The 19,776-nt window shown below is 56.5% G+C and carries 20 protein-coding genes; 11 read left to right on the top strand and 9 right to left on the bottom strand.

Going from position 1 to position 19,776, the window contains the following annotated elements:
- The first annotated feature begins 1 nt into the window (after position 1).
- The 3 genes from ACR0BD_RS18460 to ACR0BD_RS18450 all read left to right on the top strand — a co-directional run bounded on the left by ACR0BD_RS18460 (position 2) and on the right by ACR0BD_RS18450 (position 4,396).
- Complete coding sequence (locus ACR0BD_RS18460) at positions 2 to 886, top strand: MBL fold metallo-hydrolase (RefSeq protein ID WP_480832649.1); 885 nt, start codon at positions 2 to 4, stop codon at positions 884 to 886.
- Positions 887 to 907: 21 nt separating this feature from the next.
- Positions 908 to 2,587, top strand: a complete 1,680-nt coding sequence (locus ACR0BD_RS18455) for a bifunctional protein tyrosine phosphatase family protein/NAD(P)/FAD-dependent oxidoreductase (protein WP_480832646.1) — start codon at positions 908 to 910, stop codon at positions 2,585 to 2,587.
- A 63-nt stretch (positions 2,588 to 2,650) separates the two neighbouring features.
- Positions 2,651 to 4,396 carry a SulP family inorganic anion transporter gene (locus ACR0BD_RS18450; RefSeq protein WP_480832645.1) on the top strand — a complete coding sequence of 582 codons (1,746 nt, stop codon included), beginning with the start codon at positions 2,651 to 2,653 and terminating at the stop codon, positions 4,394 to 4,396.
- Between the two features lie 111 nt (positions 4,397 to 4,507).
- On the opposite strand, the gene ACR0BD_RS18445 is transcribed toward ACR0BD_RS18450, so the two are convergent.
- The 9 genes from ACR0BD_RS18445 to ACR0BD_RS18405 all read right to left on the bottom strand — a co-directional run bounded on the left by ACR0BD_RS18445 (position 4,508) and on the right by ACR0BD_RS18405 (position 11,470).
- Positions 4,508 to 5,434 (bottom strand): hypothetical protein, encoded by a 927-nt coding sequence (locus ACR0BD_RS18445; RefSeq protein WP_480832644.1) that lies wholly within the window; start codon positions 5,432 to 5,434, stop codon positions 4,508 to 4,510.
- A gap of 564 nt (positions 5,435 to 5,998) precedes the next feature.
- Positions 5,999 to 6,658: an urease accessory protein UreG gene (gene ureG / locus ACR0BD_RS18440; protein ID WP_480832642.1), complete on the bottom strand. Its 660-nt coding sequence runs from the start codon at positions 6,656 to 6,658 to the stop codon at positions 5,999 to 6,001.
- Complete coding sequence (locus ACR0BD_RS18435) at positions 6,655 to 7,320, bottom strand: urease accessory protein UreF (RefSeq protein ID WP_480832670.1); 666 nt, start codon at positions 7,318 to 7,320, stop codon at positions 6,655 to 6,657. The genes ureG and ACR0BD_RS18435 overlap by 4 nt, the downstream gene beginning before the upstream one ends.
- Positions 7,292 to 7,744, bottom strand: coding sequence for an urease accessory protein UreE (locus ACR0BD_RS18430; protein WP_480699646.1), 453 nt, complete (start codon positions 7,742 to 7,744; stop codon positions 7,292 to 7,294). The genes ACR0BD_RS18435 and ACR0BD_RS18430 overlap by 29 nt, the downstream gene beginning before the upstream one ends.
- Positions 7,745 to 8,117: 373 nt before the next feature.
- Positions 8,118 to 9,878: an urease subunit alpha gene (gene ureC / locus ACR0BD_RS18425; RefSeq protein ID WP_480832641.1), complete on the bottom strand. Its 1,761-nt coding sequence runs from the start codon at positions 9,876 to 9,878 to the stop codon at positions 8,118 to 8,120.
- Complete coding sequence (locus ACR0BD_RS18420) at positions 9,878 to 10,183, bottom strand: urease subunit beta (RefSeq protein WP_480832639.1); 306 nt, start codon at positions 10,181 to 10,183, stop codon at positions 9,878 to 9,880. Before ACR0BD_RS18420 ends, ureC begins: the two co-directional genes overlap by 1 nt.
- The gene (locus tag ACR0BD_RS18415; protein WP_480699640.1) at positions 10,180 to 10,341 is read right to left on the bottom strand and encodes a peptidase M23; all 162 of its coding nucleotides are present in this window, start codon (positions 10,339 to 10,341) and stop codon (positions 10,180 to 10,182) included. Before ACR0BD_RS18415 ends, ACR0BD_RS18420 begins: the two co-directional genes overlap by 4 nt.
- Positions 10,342 to 10,356: 15 nt before the next feature.
- Positions 10,357 to 10,659 (bottom strand): urease subunit gamma, encoded by a 303-nt coding sequence (locus ACR0BD_RS18410; protein ID WP_170655068.1) that lies wholly within the window; start codon positions 10,657 to 10,659, stop codon positions 10,357 to 10,359.
- A gap of 1 nt (position 10,660) precedes the next feature.
- Positions 10,661 to 11,470 (bottom strand): urease accessory protein UreD, encoded by an 810-nt coding sequence (locus ACR0BD_RS18405; protein WP_480832636.1) that lies wholly within the window; start codon positions 11,468 to 11,470, stop codon positions 10,661 to 10,663.
- Between the two features lie 408 nt (positions 11,471 to 11,878).
- Between ACR0BD_RS18405 and urtA the strand changes: the two genes are divergently transcribed.
- From urtA to cpaB, 8 genes are all read left to right on the top strand, one after another.
- The gene (urtA, locus tag ACR0BD_RS18400) at positions 11,879 to 13,159 is read left to right on the top strand and encodes an urea ABC transporter substrate-binding protein (protein WP_480699636.1); all 1,281 of its coding nucleotides are present in this window, start codon (positions 11,879 to 11,881) and stop codon (positions 13,157 to 13,159) included.
- A gap of 61 nt (positions 13,160 to 13,220) precedes the next feature.
- Entirely contained in the window at positions 13,221 to 15,173 is a 1,953-nt protein-coding gene (gene urtB, locus ACR0BD_RS18395) for an urea ABC transporter permease subunit UrtB (RefSeq protein ID WP_480832634.1), read from the top strand.
- 3 nt (positions 15,174 to 15,176) lie between these two features.
- Positions 15,177 to 16,406 (top strand): urea ABC transporter permease subunit UrtC, encoded by a 1,230-nt coding sequence (gene urtC / locus ACR0BD_RS18390; RefSeq protein ID WP_480832632.1) that lies wholly within the window; start codon positions 15,177 to 15,179, stop codon positions 16,404 to 16,406.
- Positions 16,403 to 17,143, top strand: coding sequence for an urea ABC transporter ATP-binding protein UrtD (gene urtD / locus ACR0BD_RS18385; protein ID WP_480699630.1), 741 nt, complete (start codon positions 16,403 to 16,405; stop codon positions 17,141 to 17,143). Before urtC ends, urtD begins: the two co-directional genes overlap by 4 nt.
- A 3-nt stretch (positions 17,144 to 17,146) precedes the next feature.
- Complete coding sequence (gene urtE / locus ACR0BD_RS18380) at positions 17,147 to 17,842, top strand: urea ABC transporter ATP-binding subunit UrtE (RefSeq protein ID WP_480832630.1); 696 nt, start codon at positions 17,147 to 17,149, stop codon at positions 17,840 to 17,842.
- Between the two features lie 390 nt (positions 17,843 to 18,232).
- Positions 18,233 to 18,412: a Flp family type IVb pilin gene (locus tag ACR0BD_RS18375; RefSeq protein ID WP_480832628.1), complete on the top strand. Its 180-nt coding sequence runs from the start codon at positions 18,233 to 18,235 to the stop codon at positions 18,410 to 18,412.
- Positions 18,413 to 18,557: 145 nt separating this feature from the next.
- Complete coding sequence (locus ACR0BD_RS18370) at positions 18,558 to 18,737, top strand: Flp family type IVb pilin (protein ID WP_480832626.1); 180 nt, start codon at positions 18,558 to 18,560, stop codon at positions 18,735 to 18,737.
- A 169-nt stretch (positions 18,738 to 18,906) separates the two neighbouring features.
- Positions 18,907 to 19,761 (top strand): Flp pilus assembly protein CpaB, encoded by an 855-nt coding sequence (gene cpaB, locus ACR0BD_RS18365; RefSeq protein WP_480832624.1) that lies wholly within the window; start codon positions 18,907 to 18,909, stop codon positions 19,759 to 19,761.
- Positions 19,762 to 19,776: the final 15 nt, after the last annotated feature.

Raw genomic sequence — 19,776 nt, 5'->3', positions numbered from 1 at the left:
CATGACGACCTATCCCGTTGACCTAAGCGTTAAACCAGACGTTTTCGCGTTTTTCGACGAAGCAACCAATACGATCAGCTATATCGTCAAAGACCCAACCTCGGACGCCTGCGCAATTGTCGACAGCGTTATGGACATCGACTATGCGGCCGGACGCATCACTTTTGATCACGCCGACGAATTGATCCGGGTCATTCAGGAGAAAGACCTAAAGCTCGAGTGGATCATCGAAACGCATGTCCACGCAGATCACCTGTCTGCCGCGCCCTACATTCAGCAGAAACTGGGTGGCAAAATCGGCGTTGGTTCAAAAATAACCGTTGTGCAGGACACGTTCGGCAAGGTCTTTAACGAAGGGACCGAGTTTCAACGCGACGGGTCGCAGTTCGATGCGTTGTTCGAAGACGGCGACACCTACATGGTCGGAAATATGCGGGCCTTTGCAATGTACACGCCTGGGCATACCCCTGCATGTATGGTGCATGTCATGGGCGATGCGGCCTTTGTCGGGGATACGCTGTTCATGCCGGATGGAGGCTCGGCGCGCGCCGACTTTCCGGGCGGGGATGCCGGGGTTTTGTACGACTCGATCCAAAAGGTGCTATCGCTGCCCGACCAAACCCGTTTGTTCATGTGCCATGACTATGGGCCCAATGGGCGCGCGATCGCATGGGAAACCAGCGTTGCCGAGGAAAAGGCAGCCAACATCCATGTCGGCGGCGGCAAGTCCAAGGAAGACTTTGTTAAGTTCCGCACGGAACGTGATGCGACGCTGTCGATGCCCAACCTCATCATTCCTTCACTGCAGGTAAACATGCGTGCCGGTGAGGTGCCGAAGGACCCTGACGGAAACCCGATGTTGAAAGTGCCGGTGAACGGTCTTTGAGCAGCAACAGGGAGGAGACTCATGGAACTTCGCGCAATTACAAACAAATTCGCCGTCAGCCCGCAGATCGCGATTGATGACGTAAAGGAAATCGCGGCGCAGGGATATCGCGCCATCATCTGCAATCGCCCTGACGGAGAGGGCGCTGATCAACCTTCGTTCAAGGAAATCGCTGCCGCGGCTGAGGCAGCCGGGATCGAGGCGCGGTACGTGCCGGTTAAGGCCGGACTGGTGAAGGATCAGGACGTCAAAGCCTTTGCTGATGCGCTGGAAGAGGTGCAGCGTCCGGTCCTGGCCTATTGCCGCACCGGGACGCGGTCGGCCACGCTTTGGTCGTTTCACGAGGCACCCAAACGCCCCATGTCCAAGATCCTCATGGCCACCAAAGAGGCCGGGTACGACATGAACGGTGTTGCCCGGCGGATTGCAAATGGCGGCAAAACTCCGACAGATTCCGGGGACGCGCATTTTCAGGTGGTGATTGTTGGTGCGGGGGCAGGCGGCATTTCGGTTGCGGCCAGCCTTAAGTCGCGTCAGCCCGATCTGGACGTTGCGGTGATCGACCCAGCGGATATCCATTATTATCAGCCCGGCTGGACAATGGTTGGTGGCGGTATCTTTGACGCGCAGACCACAGCAAAAACCATGGGAAGCCTGATCCCCAAAGGCGTACACTGGATCAAGGCCGCGGTTGCCGCGTTTGAGCCCAAGAACAACGCGGTCGTGTTGGATGGGTGCCGGGTCGTCAAGTATGACCGTTTGGTCGTCTGCCCGGGCCTTAAACTGGATTGGGGCAAAGTTGAGGGGCTGGAAGAAACGCTGGGCCGGAACGGGGTGACATCTAATTACCGCTATGACCTCGCGCCATACACTTGGCAATTGGTTCAGCGGATGCGCAAGGGTCGTGCTGTCTTTACGCAACCTCCGATGCCGATCAAATGCGCAGGCGCTCCGCAAAAAGCGATGTACCTGTCTGGCGACTCTTGGTTCCGGCGGGGTGTCCTGAAAGATATCGACATTCAGTTCATGAATGCGGGCGGAGTGTTGTTCGGGGTTAAGGACTATGTTCCCGCTCTGCAGGAGTATATCGAGAAATACGACGCGACCCTGAACTACTTCCACAATCTGGTGTCCATAGACGGCCCGGCCAAAACCGCTGTTTTCCAAGTAGCCAAACCTGAAAGCGATCCCACAACGGTCGAAGTCGAGTTCGACATGATCCATGTATGTCCGCCCCAGACGGCACCGGATTTCGTGCGTGTTTCGCCACTTGCGGATGCTGCAGGTTGGATCGACGTTGATCAGGCAACGCTGCGCCACAAAAGTTATGAAAACGTCTGGTCCCTTGGGGATGTGATGAATGCGCCCAACGCCAAAACGGCTGCGGCTGCGCGCAAACAGGCCCCAACGGTTGCTGATAACATCGTGGCGGATATCGCGGGACGGTCAGCAGTGGCGCAATATGACGGCTATGGGTCATGCCCATTGACGGTTGAACGCGGCAAAATCGTTTTGGCTGAATTCGGCTATGGCGGCGCGCTGAAGCCAAGCTTTCCCCGTTTCGTTATTGACGGCACCAAGCCCAGTCGCATGGCGTGGTTCCTTAAGGAAAGCTTACTGCCGCCGATCTACTGGAAGGCCATGCTACGCGGCAAAGAGTGGATGGCGCGGCCCGAAAAACTGAAGGTCGCACCCGAATAATGGAATACCTGCCAATGCGGGCCGTGCTGTCGGACGGCCCGCTTGGATCACTGGAAGAGGCATATGAACGAACGACTTCGCCGGTATGTCCCGGTTTTGGACTGGGGCCGCACCTATACGCGCGGTGCTTTTTCAAATGATCTTGTCGCGGCGTTGATCGTGACCATCATGTTGATCCCACAATCGCTGGCGTATGCGCTATTGGCGGGGTTGCCGCCCGAGGCCGGGATCTACGCGTCGATTGTGCCAATCATACTCTATTCGATCTTCGGCTCTAGCCGGGCGCTGGCGGTCGGCCCGGTCGCTGTCGTATCCTTGTTGACAGCGACAGCCATCGGGCAGGTGGCAGAGCAGGGTACGGTCGGCTACGCGGTGGCGGCCCTGACACTGGCTTTTTTGTCTGGGGCGTTTCTTGTTCTGATGGGCGTGTTGAGGCTGGGCTTTCTGGCCAATTTCCTAAGCCACCCGGTGATTGCCGGGTTTATCACTGCCTCTGGCCTTCTGATCGCGACCAGCCAGCTCAAACATATCCTGGGCGTTTCTGCGCATGGGCACACTTTGCCTGAAATGTTGGGATCACTTGCGCAGCATCTTCCCGAAACCAATTGGATTACGGTTGCAATTGGTATCGCAGCGACTGGATTTCTGTTTTTGGCCCGTAAACACCTGAGGCCATTGCTGAATGCGCTGGGCATTGCTCCGATTGCAGCCGACATCCTGACCAAAGCTGGACCAGTCGCAGCCGTCGTTGCGACGACCACTTGCGTCTGGTGGTTCGGCCTTGCAGATCATGGCGTGCAGATCGTTGGTTCGGTGCCGCAAAGCCTGCCGCCGCTGACTATGCCGGGTTTTTCGATTGAGTTGCTGCAAGCACTTGCAGTTCCCGCCATCCTGATTTCCATCATCGGTTTTGTCGAAAGCGTCTCGGTTGCTCAGACGCTGGCTGCCAAGAAACGTCAGCGTATCGACCCCGATCAGGAGCTGATTGGGCTGGGTGCCGCAAATCTGGGTGCGGCTTTCACAGGTGGATATCCCGTCACGGGCGGGTTCTCCAGATCGGTCGTGAACTATGACGCCGGGGCCGAGACACCGGCTGCCGGGGGCTTTACGGCGGTCGGACTGGCGATCGCGGCAGTAGCGCTGACGCCATTGGTCTACTTTCTGCCCAAGGCGACACTTGCGGCAACGATCATTGTCGCTGTCCTAAGTCTTGTCGATTTGTCGATCCTGAAAAAGACTTGGGGCTATTCGCGGGCAGATTTTACCGCTGTTGCTGCAACAATCTTTCTGACGCTTGGATTGGGGGTCGAAGTGGGGGTTGCCTCGGGCGTGGCGATTTCGGTTCTTTTGCACCTGTACAAGACGTCGCGCCCACATGTTGCCGAAGTGGGTCTTGTGAGCGGAACGCAGCATTTTAGAAACATTCTTCGACATCAAGTGGAAACGGATCCGTCGCTTGTGACATTGCGCGTCGATGAAAGCCTGTACTTTGTAAATGCGCGTTTTCTTGAGGATCTGATCCAAAAAAGAGTCACCGACGGAGACGGCGTGCAGAACGTCGTACTAATGTGCTCTGCCGTGAATGAGGTGGATTTTTCCGCCCTCGAAAGCCTTGAAGCCGTAAACCGGCGGCTGATTGATATGGGGGTCGGTTTGCACCTTTCCGAGGTCAAAGGCCCAGTTATGGACAGGCTGAAGCGCTCGCACTTTCTGGAGCAGCTGAATGGGTATGTCTACTTGTCACAATTTGACGCTTGGCAAAGCCTGATGGGTGTTAGCAATTCAAGTCGACCTGCCATTAGCGTCTAAAGGATGGCGCTGCTCTTTCGGTCAGAATATTCGCTTCGACCGCAGCGGCTTGCACCCGCTCTGCTGTTTAGGAGAGGCGCGAGAATTCAAATGAGATTAGATGAACTGCAATTAGTCTTTCCGAGATGCGGCGACACTAGCCTGTAACTGGCGCGTTTCGAGCATCAGCAGCAGAAAACCCACGGCGCATATCAGCTCACGAACTTCAGCTTGGCGTAGATAAGTCTCAGGCAGAATCTGGTATACCGAAACATCTTGAATCAGCGACGCCACAAAAAAACCGATCGCTAACCCAATAGATGCAATTGGTATGCCAGTATAGTCAAAGAGCCTGTGCATGAACGCGCTTCGGTATGCAAGCACGGGGATTAGTACTCCATAAAGTAGTACCAAGGCTCGGAAAAGGTGGTCGGCCGCATAGCCGAACGAGTTGTGCAGGTTGACTTCGCCTTGTGCGTTCGCAGCCATCAAAGTGTCTGGGGTCGAAAAGTCGAAAATGCGCTGACCCCAACTTAGTTCTTCTCCGAAGCAAAAGAAAAAACCGATCGCCAGGATATAGAGGATTGTTTTCCTCATGCGGACGGGTTCACGGCGTGCAAGCACAAAGGCGATGATCGAACAGGGAACGAACAGGAAAGCCGTAAAGTATTCAATCAACCCATCTTCGATCACGACTATTTCCGGCAGCAGCACAGGGTAGACAGACCCTAGGCCCGTGATCAGCATCAGAAATGCAGTAAGGGCCATCATAATCTTGAAAGACCCGTTAAACCGGCCCTCTTCGACCAGTGGGTATGGCTCGCGTGCGCTTACAACCGCTACGAAGCGCGAGTTAGAAACAGCTTCCCATTTTATCCAGATCAGCGCAGAGGCAATGCCGACCGTCAATAAAAGTCCACGTAAGAAAGCGATCTCGAACAGAGTGACGCGCGCAAGCCAACGCTGTGCTTCGATGGGTGAGTTGATTTTTTCCTGCGAGGGCCCAAGGTTCGGGAAAAAGGTTTGGGATAGTGCAATACAGGAGACGATTGCCAACAAGCTGACCAACAAGAAAATACGAGGTCTTTCTTCAGGAAGAAGGCTCAAGTTGGCCGATGTAAGTCTTTGGTCTGTGCTATGGGTCAATTTTTTTTCTTCAGCTTGAACGTTGTTTCCCAGCACTAGCTGCGAACACTACGACCGCTGCCACTGGGGTTTGGAAATGACTAATGTCTTTTACTTCAGCGTCTTTGCGTGTCCCGGGCGCCATTCTCGTTGGTTGGAGAACACTAAAATTGACTATTAAGTCTGAGTAATTTTACAAATACGTCAAGAAAAATTTACAAACCTGTTACGTAAATGGGATCAATTTTTCATTTTTTGACGCATTGTCTCTATTTAAATGACAGTGGAGCTTTAAAAGCTTATTATGTGGGCGTCGAAACAGAGGTGTCGGATTTCGGCGCGGTGACTGTTAAGGCCCAAACCTAATCAAGCACGCGACCATCCGAACTTGCACCCTTAAGGCAGCGACACTCGGATTTCCCTTAAAAGCGATCGAAGAAGAGCAGTGCCAGCTCCGTTGTTTTCACGGCGTTGGCTGTCTGCATGCAATGGCTGGATTTACGCGTCTTGTGCGACGCGAGCTGCGTCCTCGGCCTCTGATGAAAAAGACAGGCCGCCGATTTTCGCCAATAGATCGACGATCTCATCGACGCCGTTCCTGCTTTTCAAAGATGTAAAGACGAACGGTCGGCCATTGCGCATTCGCGTTGCATCGCGATCCATGACTTCAAGCGACGCTCCGACATATGGCGCGAGGTCTGTTTTGTTGATGATCAGGATGTCCGATTTCGTGATCGCTGGGCCACCTTTACGGGGTATTTCCTCGCCCGCAGCCACGTCGATCACGTACAAGGTCACATCCGCCAATTCCGGGCTGAAAGTGGCAGACAGATTGTCGCCGCCGCTTTCGATCAGCACGACATCAATCTCGGGGTGGCGGGATTGCATCTCAGCAACCGCGGCCAGATTGATCGAGGCGTCCTCGCGGATTGCTGTGTGAGGACATCCCCCCGTTTCGACGCCAATAATGCGATCTTGCGGAAGAATCTGCATGCGCATCAGGGCTTCGGCGTCTTCGCGCGTGTAGATGTCATTGGTGATGACACCGATCGATAGTTTGTCGCGCAAAGCTTCGGACAGGGCGGCGGTCAAAGTGGTTTTGCCCGCGCCAACAGGGCCACCGATGCCCACGCGCAGAGGGCCGTTCATGCTGCTCATGTTCGGAACATCCTTGAATATTGAGTTTCGTGTTTCATCGACGCGATGTCGGAAATAAAGGCGGTCGATCCAAGATCATCGGGATCAGCGTCTAAAGCATCGCTCGCGATTTGTTGGCAAAGAGGCGTCAGATCGCGGATCAAACGCTGTCCTTCGGTTTGGCCCAGAGGCACAAGGCGCGTTGCGCAAGCGACGAGGTTTGACATGAATGCCTGAAGATACATCTGCGCGGTCAACCCTAGGGGTAGGTTTTGTAGTTTCGCAGCGTGTCCCAAGGCAACCGGATAGGTCAAGGATTGCACGTCCAGTTCCCAAATCCCGGCCGTTACGTTGCCAAAGGCCTCGCCCAACAGGCGGGTCTCAAGCAGCCGTTCAGCCGAGGCGCAAAACGCACGCGCGCGTTGGTCAACATCACACAAGTCTTGGGGTGTGTCCGCGTTGTATGCGGCAATCAGAAAGATGCAGTCGTTTCGGCCTGTGCCGTGCGTCAGGACGTCTGAAATCCAATCGCCTGTATCTTTTACATTGCGCACGCGGCCGGACTCGATAGACCATTCCAGCCCATGAGAATAGGCGAAGCCGCCAACCGGATAGGCAGGCGACAGCCACTGCGTCAGCGTCAGGATATCGGCGTCAGTGGGCGTGACCATGCGTCCTGCCATGACCATAGGCACCACCTTCGGGCGTAAAGGGCTCGCGCACTTCGCGCACTGTCGCGCCGAGTTTCAAAAGCATGTCACGGATGACATGGTCGACCTGTATCAGCAGCCGGTCCGACCCTACCTGACAGGGTGTATGTCGGTTGCCTACATGCCACGCGATGCGGGTTAGGTCGGGCGCAGTAATCTCAAGCAGCGCTTCCGGCGCGGCCTGTATTCCAACTTCCCGACCGTCATCAAGGATCAGCGCGCCACCATGGTCCAGTGAGGTTGTCTTCGAAAGGTCGATCAGAATTTGCTCACCGCTTTCGCATGTCAGGACCTTGCGCCGCAGAAAGCGATCCTCATAGGTCAGCGATAAGAGGTCGGCAGGTTCACCATGGGTGTGATCGTGATACTGGCGGGCCGTACACAGCAGGGCATTCATCAGTATAGCCCCCCTGCGGCGGACCCGGTCGGAGCCAGACTGAGTTCGCGAAAACGCAGTTTACGATCCAATCGTGTGTGAGGCAGCGTTTGCGCAGTTCCTCGTTGCCTAGCGATTACAGGTCGACGATTTTCTGAACCTTCGATTGTGCTTCGGCTATTCGAGTGAGTGCGCAAAAGACTGACTGGCCGTGCCATGCGATCAGTGCGGCTAACGAAGAACGCGCCTGTGGTGTTGTCGCAGAATGTGCCATTTGGACCCTCTGAGACGCTGGTCCGCTCATGCTCTTTAGTAAATTTCATGCTGGCCTCATTAACTAGTGTGTCTTCGGTCATGACCGCGCTGCCTATGCTGCAACGCGGCCCCTTTTTGGTCAGAACATAAAATAGCGCTGTGCCATCGGCAGGACCTCGGCAGGCTGGCAGGTCAATAACTCTCCGTCTGCGCGCACTTCATAGGTTTCGGGATCAACCTCGACCTCGGGTGTGGCATCGTTCAGCAGCAGATCACGCTTACCGATATTGCGCGTGTTCTGCACAGCGACTGTCTGTTTCGCCAAGCCGAGGCTGTCGCCGATCCCATCTGCTTGGGCCGCTGCGGAAACAAAGGTGATGGCCGAATTTTCGACCGAGCGCCCGTAGGCCCCGAACATCGGGCGACTATAGACCGGCTGCGGCGTCGGGATTGAAGCATTGGGATCGCCCATCTGAGCGCAGGCAATTGTGCCGCCCAGCAGAACCATCTCGGGCTTTACACCGAAGAAGGCTGGGTTCCACAGAACAAGGTCGGCGCGTTTGCCTTCTTCGATACTGCCAATCTCATGGCTCAGGCCATGCGCGATGGCAGGGTTGATCGTGTACTTGGCGATATAGCGGCGTACACGCAGGTTGTCGTTATCACCTGTTTCTTCGGGCAGTCGACCGCGTTGCTTCTTCATCTTATCGGCGGTCTGCCATGTACGGATCAGAACCTCTCCGACTCGACCCATGGCCTGACTATCCGAGGCGATGATCGAGAACGCGCCCATGTCATGCAGAATATCCTCGGCCGCGATGGTCTCGCGACGGATGCGGCTTTCAGCAAAGGCCACGTCTTCGGGAATGGACTTGTCGAGGTGGTGGCACACCATCAGCATGTCCAGATGCTCTTCGACCGTGTTTACGGTAAAAGGTCGCGTCGGATTGGTGGACGAGGGCAGAACGTGGTTCTCACCACAGATCTTGATGATATCCGGGGCGTGACCGCCGCCTGCGCCCTCGGTATGGAATGCGTGGATCGTCCGGCCCTTCATGGCTGCCACGGTGTTTTCTACGAAACCGGACTCGTTCAGCGTGTCGGTGTGGATCATCACCTGCACGTCCATCGCATCCGCGACTGATAGGCAGCAGTCGATGGCGGCAGGGGTCGTGCCCCAATCTTCGTGCAGCTTCAGGGCGCAGGCCCCGGCTTTGACCTGCTCCTCCAGCGCGGCGGGCAGCGAGGCGTTGCCCTTACCTGCAAAAGCCAGATTCATCGGAAAGGCATCAGCCGCCTGCAACATGCGCCCGATATGCCAGGGGCCGGGCGTGCAGGTGGTCGCCAAGGTGCCATGCGCGGGGCCGGTGCCGCCGCCCAGCATGGTGGTCAGCCCGGAATGCAGCGCATCCTCGATCTGTTGGGGGCAGATAAAGTGGATATGGCTGTCGAATCCGCCTGCGGTCAGGATGCGCCCTTCGCCTGCGATAGCCTCTGTGCCGGGGCCGATGATGATGTCGACGCCGGGTTGCGTGTCGGGGTTTCCGGCCTTACCGATCTTGGCAATACGCCCGTCTTTCAGGCCCACATCCGCCTTGTAGATACCCGAGTGATCAACGATCAGCGCGTTGGTGATGACGGTATCCACGGCCCCCGCGGCGCGTGTAACCTGAGACTGCCCCATCCCGTCGCGGATCACCTTGCCGCCGCCGAACTTGACCTCTTCACCATATAAAAGAGCATTGTCTCCGGTTCCGCCGGTCGCGGCTGCGCCCGCGCGCTCGGCGGACAAATCGCGTTCAACCTCGATCACCAGATCGGTATCAGCCAGACGCAGCTTGTCACCAGTGGTGGGGCCGAACATCGCTGCGTAATCGGACCGTTTTATCGTTGCTGGCATCAGAGCGCCCCCATTACCTTTTGATTGAACCCGTAGATCTGGCGTCCGCCGCCAATGGGGATCAGTGTGACTTCGCGTTTTTGTCCCGGCTCAAACCGCACTGCAGTGCCCGGCGCGATGTCCAGACGCAGGCCATGCGCAGCGGCCCGATCAAATTCAAGCGCCGGATTGGTTTCCGCAAAGTGATAGTGCGAGCCGACCTGAACCGGGCGGTCTCCGGTATTGGCGACCATAAGGGTGATCGCCTCGGCATCGGCGTTCAGGGTGATTTCACCGTCCGCCGGGAAGAGCTCTCCGGGGATCATTTGTTCAGCTTCACCATCAGTGCCAAAGCAGCCAGCGCAACGACGGCAAGACCAACGCCCAACGTGGCATAGTCTGACCCATGCGCGTGAACATGTGTGTCATTATGCGCTGCGGCGGGGCCTGCAAGGATCAGGGCGGGGAAAAGCATACGGGTCATATTTGGTTCCTTTTGTCAGCGAATGGGGTTGTGAACGGTCACCAGCTTGGTGCCATCGGGAAAGGTGGCTTCGACCTGAACCTCGTGGATCATCTCGGGCACGCCCTCCATGCATTGATCGCGAGTGATCACTTCGGCTCCGGCCTGCATCATGTCGGCGACGGACCGCCCGTCGCGGGCGCCTTCGACCACGGCGTCGGTGATCAGGGCGATTGCCTCGGGGTGGTTTAGCCTGACGCCTCTGGCCAGCCGTTTACGGGCGACCTCGGCGGCCATGGCGACCAGCAGTTTGTCTTTTTCTCGGGGCGTCAAATTCATGTCAGAGCATCCAGCATCGTGGGAGGGTATCGTTGTTCAGCCGCCGCAGGATCGGCATCAAAGTGCGGCGAAGGGTAAAGCTGTCATCTGCCAGCAAGCGGATAACCAGCAGGTCGTCATGCAGCAGGCTTGCGCCGCCTGTTGTCGGCAACAGTTTACGGATCGGATCCAACTGCCCTTCGGCTGTTGGCGACGCAAAGACGATCAGCGCCATCGCCCCCGCGCCATTTGCAATCGTGGGTCGTGACAAATGCGCGTTCAAATCGCCTTCGAAAGACAAAGCATCAATGAAGATCGGCGTGTCCGAGCGCCGAATCTCGATCCTGTCTTGCAGGTGAATATCTGTCAGGACCTCGCCCATAGCAGGGCGGCCAAATACCAAAGGCTCTACCATCAAAGCCGAAGCCTTTGGCGCAAGGTTGATGATCAGGCGCCGATCTAAGGCGCTGCCGTTAAAAAGTATCGTTTCTTGCGGCAACCAGTTAACGCGTGCATTTGGTTCAACCGTCACCGTGTTCCTTATCCGACCCGTTTGCCCCGGTTGGGCTTTATAGGCGCGCTCGCACGCCTGCGTGGTCAGCGTCATCGTAGTGCCCGAGGCCGCCTTGCCTGAAAACAGGAAACGATCGCCGCCGGTCACGCCCCCGGCCGTGTTCAGCAGCACCGCATCCAGATGCGTGTCTGCGCCGTGAGGGAACAGGCACTTATATGAACCGGACTGGCGAAAGCCTTCAATGACGCTGCGCTTACCCAGCGGCTTGGCACTCAGCGCAATTCGTCCTTCGGCACGAGGCGGTGCGGCCTGCGTCACGGGCGTTATAGGGGATTGGTGTGTAATCGCGGCAGCCTTCGGGTGTTTTTCGTCTGGCGCTTTTTTCACCGCTGCGATGTCGAAACTCTATTGTGTCCTGTCGCTTTTGTGCGCCGAGCAGCCCTATTGGATTAATTTTTAATCACACATCCGGCATTTAGGTTAAAAATTGTGCAAACGGGGCGAGCGTGATCAAATCTTTCGCCCGCCAGTTTGCCTATTTTGCCGCGTTGCAGAATGCGTATGGGGCCTGCCGGGCAAACAACTACCGGGGGTGTGTGACGGCTGCGCGAATTGGACCTCGAACACAACCGCCACACGGATCGCAACAACAGTTGCGGGGATCAGGTAGAAGAAGAGTGCGCACAAGCGCAAGCCCTCTCTCCCGGCCCCGCCCAGGAGGACTACATGAAATCTCTCAAATCCACGCTCGCCGGATCGGTTGTATTTGCTGCAATGGCCACTGCTGCGCTGTCGGCAGAAGATACCATCAAGGTCGGTGTGCTGCACTCGCTGTCGGGCACCATGGCGATTTCGGAAACCACGTTGAAAGACACGATGCTGATGCTGATCGACCAGCAAAACGCCAAAGGCGGGCTGCTGGGTAAACAGCTGGAAGCCGTTGTGGTCGACCCCGCATCCGACTGGCCGCTGTTTGCGGAAAAAGCGCGTGAGCTGCTGACCGTGCACGAAGTGGATGTGATCTTTGGCAACTGGACCTCCGTTAGCCGTAAGTCGGTTCTGCCGGTCATCGAAGAGCTGAACGGCCTGCTGTTCTATCCGGTTCAGTATGAGGGCGAAGAGTCGTCCAAGAACGTTTTCTACACCGGTGCTGCACCGAACCAGCAGGCAATTCCTGCGACCGATTACTTCCTGGACGAACTGGGCGTTGAAAAGTTTGCCCTGCTGGGTACGGACTATGTCTATCCCCGCACCACCAACAACATTCTCGAAAGCTACCTGAAGGGTAAGGGAATCGCGGAAGAGGATATCTTTGTAAACTACACACCCTTCGGTCATTCTGACTGGTCCAAGATCGTGGCGGACGTGGTCGCCTTGGGTGCAGATGGTAAAAAAGTCGGCGTAATCTCGACCATCAACGGTGACGCCAACATCGGCTTCTATAAAGAACTGGCCGCTGCTGGCGTATCGGCTGATGACATTCCTGTTGTGGCGTTTTCGGTCGGTGAAGAGGAACTGTCTGGTCTGGATACCACCAACCTTGTGGGCCACCTGGCGGCGTGGAACTACTTCCAGTCTGCCGATACCGATGCCAACGCAGAATTCGTCGAAACATGGAAAGCCACCATGGGCGAAGATCGCGTGACCAACGACCCAATGGAAGCCCACTATATCGGCTTCAACATGTGGGTGAACGCGGCCACTGCTGCGGGCTCGACCGAAGTTGATGATGTACGCGCTGCCATGTACGGCCAGGAATTCCCGAACCTGACCGGTGGTACTGCTGTCATGCTGCCGAACCACCACCTGGCCAAACCGGTTCTGATCGGTGAGATTCAGGAAGACGGTCAGTTCGACATCATCAGCGAAACCGACGTTGTACCGGGCGATGCCTGGACCGACTTCCTGCCGGAATCGGCGGTTCTGAAGTCGGATTGGAAAGAACTGGGCTGCGGTATGTACAACACCGAGACCGAGACCTGCGTTCAGACCCTGTCGAACTACTAAACCTTACGCAAGGCGGGTGTTATCGCCCGCCTTGCCCTAAAGACACCTCGGGTTTCACCACATGTTACGACTTTTCCTTGCGGGCCTCGCAATTCTATGCGCCTGCCTGACTGCCAACGCGCAAGAGGCCGGTCTGCAACCGATCCTGCAAGAGCATCAGGAGATCATCGCCAAAAGCTCGCGCAAGACGATCGGGCCAGCGATCGATGCGATTGCGTCCAGCGGGTTGCCGCAAGCGCAAGTGATGCTTGAGACATGGGCCGCCAAAGACATGTGGATGCGCAAGTCGGATGGTCTGTTCTTTGCCGGGAAAAAGGGTGAGGGGCGGTCTTATGAACTGACCGATTTCGACACCGGAGAGGTTGTCGGCACGTTCGAGAAATCCGACCTGAAACAGTTGAAACCCAACAGCGGCATCCGCGCGATGATTGGAACGGCGCTGGTGCAGTTCCAACTGACTGATCCTGATCGCGCAAAACGACTGGCCGCACTAGAATCTATAGCACGTGATCCCGAAGGTGTTCTTTTGAACCCTTTGCGCGCCTCAATTGACGATGAACCCGACGCTGATCTGAAGGCTCAGAAACAGTGGCTCGAACGGTTACTGACGATTGGGTATGACGAGGATACCGCCGCGCGCGTGGCCGCGATTGAGCAAATGTCCGACGATCTGGGTGTCGACGTCCGTGGGGCGTTGAACCCCTTGATCGTCACGACACGACAGGCAGCGTCGGAATTGCCGTCTGATGCGAATATCGCCGCCGTTTTGGAACCGGATTCCAGTGAATTGTCGCGCGATGAGGCGTATGACTTGCTGGTGACCAGCGATCTGGCACCTCCACGCATTTCACCAGATGATATCCGGGCAGCTCTTGCGGCCAATATTGACGGTGGCCGTGTTGGTGACATTCCGGTTGCCCAACTGAATACGGATGCTACTCGCGCTCGGGCTTATGCAGCCTTGGCCGAGGCCGGGGTCGTTCCCGCCTTGGTGACTGAGGCCGACATAGACGCGGCGCTGGCTGAACATGTGTTCTTTGACACCTACACGGAACCCTCACCCGAAGTGACCGCCGCCGCGGTACAGGCACTGGAAAAGATTGAGTTGAAGGTCGGCCTGAACCAGACGCTTGACCTGACACTGGACGCGATTTCTCTGGCCTCGATCTATTTCCTTGCCGCTATCGGTCTTGCCATCACCTTCGGCGTGATGGGCGTCATCAACATGGCCCATGGCGAGTTCATCATGATGGGCGCGTACACCGGCTATGTGGTGCAGCAGTTCATCCCCGACCATACGCTGTCGATCATCGTCGCCATCCCGATGGCCTTTGCGGTCACCTTCGCCATGGGCGTCGCGATGGAGCGGCTGGTGATCCGTTGGCTGTATTCCCGCCCGCTGGAGACGCTTCTTGCGACGTTTGGTATCTCGATTGCGCTGCAGCAGCTGGCCAAGAACATTTTTGGCACGCAGGCCCGGCCGCTGACGGCGCCCGGCTGGCTGGACGGGGCTTGGGTGCTGAACGATGTGGTCTCGATCAGTTACATCCGTATCGCGATCTTCGTTCTGGCGATGATCTTTCTGGGGCTGTTCCTCTACATCATGAAACGCACGCGGCTGGGGCTTGAGATGCGCGCCGTCACGCAGAACCCACGCATGGCTGGGTCTATGGGCATCAACCCGGGGCGGGTGAATATGCTGACCTTCGGGCTGGGCTCGGGCATCGCCGGGATTGCGGGGGTCGCGATTGGTCTGTTCGCCAAGGTCACGTCCGATCTGGGCAGCGACTATATCGTGCAAAGCTTCATGACCGTGGTTGTTGGCGGTGTCGGCAATATCTGGGGGGCGCTGGCGGGGGCAGGCATGATCGGCTTCCTGCAAAAGGGGATCGAGTGGATGAACCCGTCGAACACTCTGGCCGCGCAAACCTACATGATCATCTTCATCATCATTTTCATCCAGTTCCGGCCAAGGGGCATTATCGCCCTCAAAGGCCGCGCGGCGGGGGATTGAGCCATGGAACGCAGCTTTGTCGCCAAGAATCCCTCGGTGCTGGTCTTTCTGGCCATCCTGTCCCTGTTCACTTTGGGCGTCACCGTTTTGTCCGAAGGGTTCGGGATCGGCGTGATCTCAACCAGTTTCGTCAAGACGTTGGGCAAAACCCTGTGCCTGTGCCTGATCGCCGTCGCGATGGATTTGGTCTGGGGGTTCACGGGCATTCTTTCACTAGGCCATTTCGCCTTTTTCGGGTTGGGCGGCTATATGATCGGCATGTGGCTGATGTACGAACGCACGCGTTTGATCGTGGTCGAGTCACTGTCCCAAGCCGATATCCCGCCCACCCCGTCCGAGGTCGTGGACGCCATCGGCACGCAAATCTTCGGCGTTGTCGGATCGTCCGAATTTCCGCTGATCTGGTCCTTTTCGGACAGCCTGTTCCTGCAACTGGCGCTGGTCGTGCTGGTGCCGGGCCTTCTGGCGCTGATCTTTGGTTGGCTCGCGTTTCGCAGCCGGGTGACGGGCGTCTACCTGTCGATCCTGACTCAGGCCATGACTTTGGCGCTGGCCCTGTACCTGTTCCAGAACGACAGCGGCTTGCGCGGCAACAATGGCCTGTCCGGCCTGCAGAACCTGCCCGGCGTCACCGCCTCGCAGGATGTGGTGTCGATGTGGTTCCTCTGGGCCTCGGCTTTGGCCTTGGGGCTGGGCTACATGCTGGCCGCGTGGGTCGTGTCGGGCAAATTTGGCTCGGTCATCCGTGGTATCCGCGATAACGAGGCGCGTGTTCGGTTCCTTGGCTACTCGGTCGAGGTCTACAAACTGGCCGTCTTCACCCTGACCGCCTGCATCGCGGCAATCGCGGGCGCGCTTTATTACCCGCAAGCGGGTATCATCAACCCCGAGGAAATGGCCCCGATCGCCTCGATCTATCTGGCCGTCTGGGTCGCCATAGGCGGGCGCGGCCGCCTGTATGGCGCGGTGATCGGCGCGGCGTTTGTGAGTTTGCTCAGCACATGGTTCACCGGCGGACAGGCCCCGGACATTCCGCTGGGCTTCTACACGATCAAATGGGTCGACTGGTGGCAGGTGCTGCTGGGCGTGTCCTTCGTGCTGGTGACGCTGTTCGCCCCCAAGGGTATCGGCGGGTTGTTCGACCTTTGGACCAACCGCCGCGCGCCACAGCGCCACGGCGCGGCCCTTGGGCCTGATGACAGCGCATTGCGCGAAAAGGAGGCCACGGAATGAGTACTCTGCTAGAGGTCAGCGGCGTTTCGGTCACCTTCGACGGCTTCCGTGCGATCAACAACCTTTCTTTCCAGATCGGCAATGCAGAGCTGCGCGCCGTGATCGGACCAAACGGGGCAGGTAAAACGACCTTCATGGATATCGTCACCGGCAAAACCCGGCCTGATGAGGGCAGGGTGATCTGGGGTGAGAAATCTGTCTCTCTTCTGCGTATGAGCGAGGCCAAGATCGCGCAGGCGGGGATCGGGCGGAAATTCCAGAAACCCACCGTGTTCGAGGATCAGACCGTCCAGGAAAACCTGCTGATGGCGTTGAAGAACAAGCGCGGCTGGCTGGGTGTCTTGTTCTACCGACCGTCTTCGGCCGATCTGGAGAAGGTTGAAGAATTGGCTGCCGAGATCGGCCTTAAGGATGAACTGAGTCGTAAATCGGGTGAACTCAGCCATGGTCAGAAGCAATGGCTCGAGATTGGGATGTTACTGGCGCAAGAACCTCGATTGTTGCTGGTTGATGAACCTGCCGCCGGGATGACCCCGCAGGAACGGGAACACACCACTGATCTGCTGGTGCAGGCTGCCAAAACCCGTGCCGTGGTTGTGGTGGAGCATGATATGGAATTCGTCCGCCGCCTGAATTGCAAGGTCACAGTTCTGCACGAAGGCTCAGTTCTGGCAGAGGGCTCATTGGACCATGTCACATCAAATCAGGACGTCATTGACGTCTATCTGGGGCGTTGAGCGATGCTGAAACTGAATGATCTGACTTTGCACTATGGTCACTCGCAAATCCTATACGGCATTTCGATGGAGGCCGCAGTGGGTGAAGTGACCTGTGTCATGGGCACAAACGGCGTTGGCAAGACAAGCCTGATCAAAGCGATCTCAGGGACGCATCCGCGTTCGGGCGGATCGCTTGAGCTGAATGGTGAAACCCTGCCAGCACTCCCCGCCCACCGAATGGCCTGGAAAGGTGTCGCTTATGTTCCGCAGGGAAGAGAGATCTTTCCGCTTTTAACAGTGCGCGAGAACCTGGAGACTGGGTTCGCTTGCCTGCCATCAGATCAGCACTTTATTCCGGACGAGATTTTCGACCTGTTCCCGGTTCTCAACCAAATGCAAAATCGCAGGGGCGGAGACCTGTCTGGGGGGCAGCAGCAGCAATTGGCTATCGCCCGGGCATTGATCACCAAGCCGAGCTTGTTGTTGCTGGACGAACCCACCGAAGGAATCCAGCCCAATATCATACAGCAGATCGGAGACGTTATTCGCCACCTCAGAACCAAAGGTGAGATGGCGATCGTTCTGGTCGAGCAGTATTTTGATTTTGCCTACGACCTGGCAGACAGGTTCGTCGTCCTCAGACGGGGCGAGATTCTGATGGAAGGCACCCGGCAAGAGCTGTCACGCGATCAGGTGCTACAGGGCGTCACGGTCTGACGCCTAATTTTTTTGATGTAGTATGTGAACTAAGGCCCGCCGAATACGGTGGGCTTTTGTGTTTCTCAGCTCAATACGATCACGCGACGCGTTACTTCCGTGAACGAACGCGGGAAATGGGGTTCGCCACCTTAAATCTGTGCAAATTCCCTATTTACGATTCGACCGCACCCTGATTCCGGCGAATCTCGGTGTATTTGATTGATTTCTACCAAACTCCGGCCACAAATCTGCCCAATTCGAAAGAAAATTCCCGTTATACGGGAAAACCTTTTCGTTTGGGGGGAGGTTTAGATGAACACCGATTGGTATCAATTCTATTAACGGGGATGTGTACCTCGTGTGTGTGCGGAGATTTCGCACTTGGTAAAACAGTCTGGAGTACAAATTATGAAGAATTCAATTCGCAAGATTTTCCTGAAGCTGCGTGACGACGAGCGCGGTGCGACCCTGGTTGAATACGGCATCGCGCTGTTCGTTGCGATCGTCGTTGGCGGTACTGTTCTGACCAACCTGGCCGGTCAGACAAGCTCGAACTTCAGCGACGCGGTAACAGCGGCTACCCGCTAACTGCGCCAAGTTGTAAGCACAATCGGCGCTGATTTTCGATTTTTGAAAAACAGTGCCGACATAGCCAGAAAAAATCTGCAACCAAAGGCTAGTGCTTACTGTGTGCGTCGTATCGCACTTGATTAAAGAGTATGGAGTAAGAGACATGAAAAATTCTATTCGTAAGGTGTTCCTGAAACTTCGTGAGGACGAGCGCGGTGCGACACTTGTTGAATACGGTATCGCGCTGTTCGTTGCGATCGTTGTTGGTGGTACGGTTCTAACGAACCTTGCTGACACCACGAGTGACAACTTCTCGGCAGCCGTCAGCGCAGCAACTCGCTAAGCGACGCGGCAAAGTACGCTATGAACCAGATATCCCGTCAAAGATCTTGCGGGGTATCGCACTAGAATTAAACGGTTTTCGTCAGCTCTCTAGTCGACTTGTGTAAAGGCAATATAGCAACTCGCCCGTATCTGATGACCTAAACCGACTTCGGAAATTGGAGGGCATTATGCGCATTAAGTCTTTTCTAATGACGTTTCTGGGTGTCGGACTGGCCGGCGGTGCCGTCCTGATCGCCCAAGATCAACTACAGAGAAATCAAGAAGCAGCTGCGGACGCGTCGATCGTTCGGGTTGTAGCGGTGGCTGAAGATATCGCTTTCGGGACGCCGATCGAAGGTCACAAACTGACCACGATTGAATGGCCGGTAGATTCGGTCCCGGCCGGTGTTTTCACCAGCTTCGATGATGTTCTGCCCGAGCCCGGCGCAGACCCGCGTCGCGCGAAACGTGCGCTGGCTCAGGGTGAGATCCTGCTGGCGTCAAAAGTGTCAGAGTTCGGCGAAAAAGTTACCATTGTTCAGACCATTGGCGAAAATAACCGCGCGATGGCAATTAACGTTGACGCCCAAACCGGCGTTGGTGGGTTCGTTACCCCGGGTGACTTTGTTGACATCGTTCTGACCCGCGGTTCAAACGAAGAACTGCGCGCGATCACCATCCTGCAAAACATTCGCATCATTGGTGTCGACCAAACTGCAGACGAAGAGTTGGATGAGCCCGGGATTGCCCGCACCGTCACTGTTGAAGTGACGCCGGAACAAGGTCAGCGGCTGGCGCTGGCGCAAAAAGCCGGACAGTTGAGCCTGTCGCTTCGGTCCTTGCAAGGGGATGAAGACAAGCCGCTGGAATCTGTGCGTCTCAGCGACATTCTGTTGGAAAAATCGCCAACCGATGAAGACACAGTACAGCCGATCGTCAAGGTGCGCCGTGGTGTCTCGGACGTTCAGGAAGAAAAAGTCTTCATCACCGCGGATGAAGAAGAAGAGGTTCCTGTAACGGATACGTCCAGCACAGTGAACTAAGTTTAACGAGTGTTC

The organism is Ruegeria sp. G5 (assembly GCF_056533365.1).
This window is presented reverse-complemented; position numbering and strand designations above follow the sequence as displayed.

What these genes read in the sequence shown, in the direction of transcription:
- ACR0BD_RS18460 (WP_480832649.1), top strand. Translation starts at nt 2, where the DNA reads ATGACGACCTATCCCGTTGACCTAAGCGTTAAACCAGACGTTTTCGCG.
- ACR0BD_RS18455 (WP_480832646.1), top strand. Translation starts at nt 908, where the DNA reads ATGGAACTTCGCGCAATTACAAACAAATTCGCCGTCAGCCCGCAGATC.
- ACR0BD_RS18450 (WP_480832645.1), top strand. Translation starts at nt 2,651, where the DNA reads ATGAACGAACGACTTCGCCGGTATGTCCCGGTTTTGGACTGGGGCCGC.
- ureG (WP_480832642.1), bottom strand. Translation starts at nt 6,658, where the DNA reads ATGAGCAGCATGAACGGCCCTCTGCGCGTGGGCATCGGTGGCCCTGTT.
- ACR0BD_RS18435 (WP_480832670.1), bottom strand. Translation starts at nt 7,320, where the DNA reads ATGGCAGGACGCATGGTCACGCCCACTGACGCCGATATCCTGACGCTG.
- ACR0BD_RS18430 (WP_480699646.1), bottom strand. Translation starts at nt 7,744, where the DNA reads ATGAATGCCCTGCTGTGTACGGCCCGCCAGTATCACGATCACACCCAT.
- ureC (WP_480832641.1), bottom strand. Translation starts at nt 9,878, where the DNA reads ATGCCAGCAACGATAAAACGGTCCGATTACGCAGCGATGTTCGGCCCC.
- ACR0BD_RS18420 (WP_480832639.1), bottom strand. Translation starts at nt 10,183, where the DNA reads ATGATCCCCGGAGAGCTCTTCCCGGCGGACGGTGAAATCACCCTGAAC.
- ACR0BD_RS18415 (WP_480699640.1), bottom strand. Translation starts at nt 10,341, where the DNA reads ATGACCCGTATGCTTTTCCCCGCCCTGATCCTTGCAGGCCCCGCCGCA.
- ACR0BD_RS18410 (WP_170655068.1), bottom strand. Translation starts at nt 10,659, where the DNA reads ATGAATTTGACGCCCCGAGAAAAAGACAAACTGCTGGTCGCCATGGCC.
- urtA (WP_480699636.1), top strand. Translation starts at nt 11,879, where the DNA reads ATGAAATCTCTCAAATCCACGCTCGCCGGATCGGTTGTATTTGCTGCA.
- urtB (WP_480832634.1), top strand. Translation starts at nt 13,221, where the DNA reads ATGTTACGACTTTTCCTTGCGGGCCTCGCAATTCTATGCGCCTGCCTG.
- urtC (WP_480832632.1), top strand. Translation starts at nt 15,177, where the DNA reads ATGGAACGCAGCTTTGTCGCCAAGAATCCCTCGGTGCTGGTCTTTCTG.
- urtD (WP_480699630.1), top strand. Translation starts at nt 16,403, where the DNA reads ATGAGTACTCTGCTAGAGGTCAGCGGCGTTTCGGTCACCTTCGACGGC.
- urtE (WP_480832630.1), top strand. Translation starts at nt 17,147, where the DNA reads ATGCTGAAACTGAATGATCTGACTTTGCACTATGGTCACTCGCAAATC.
- ACR0BD_RS18375 (WP_480832628.1), top strand. Translation starts at nt 18,233, where the DNA reads ATGAAGAATTCAATTCGCAAGATTTTCCTGAAGCTGCGTGACGACGAG.
- ACR0BD_RS18370 (WP_480832626.1), top strand. Translation starts at nt 18,558, where the DNA reads ATGAAAAATTCTATTCGTAAGGTGTTCCTGAAACTTCGTGAGGACGAG.
- cpaB (WP_480832624.1), top strand. Translation starts at nt 18,907, where the DNA reads ATGCGCATTAAGTCTTTTCTAATGACGTTTCTGGGTGTCGGACTGGCC.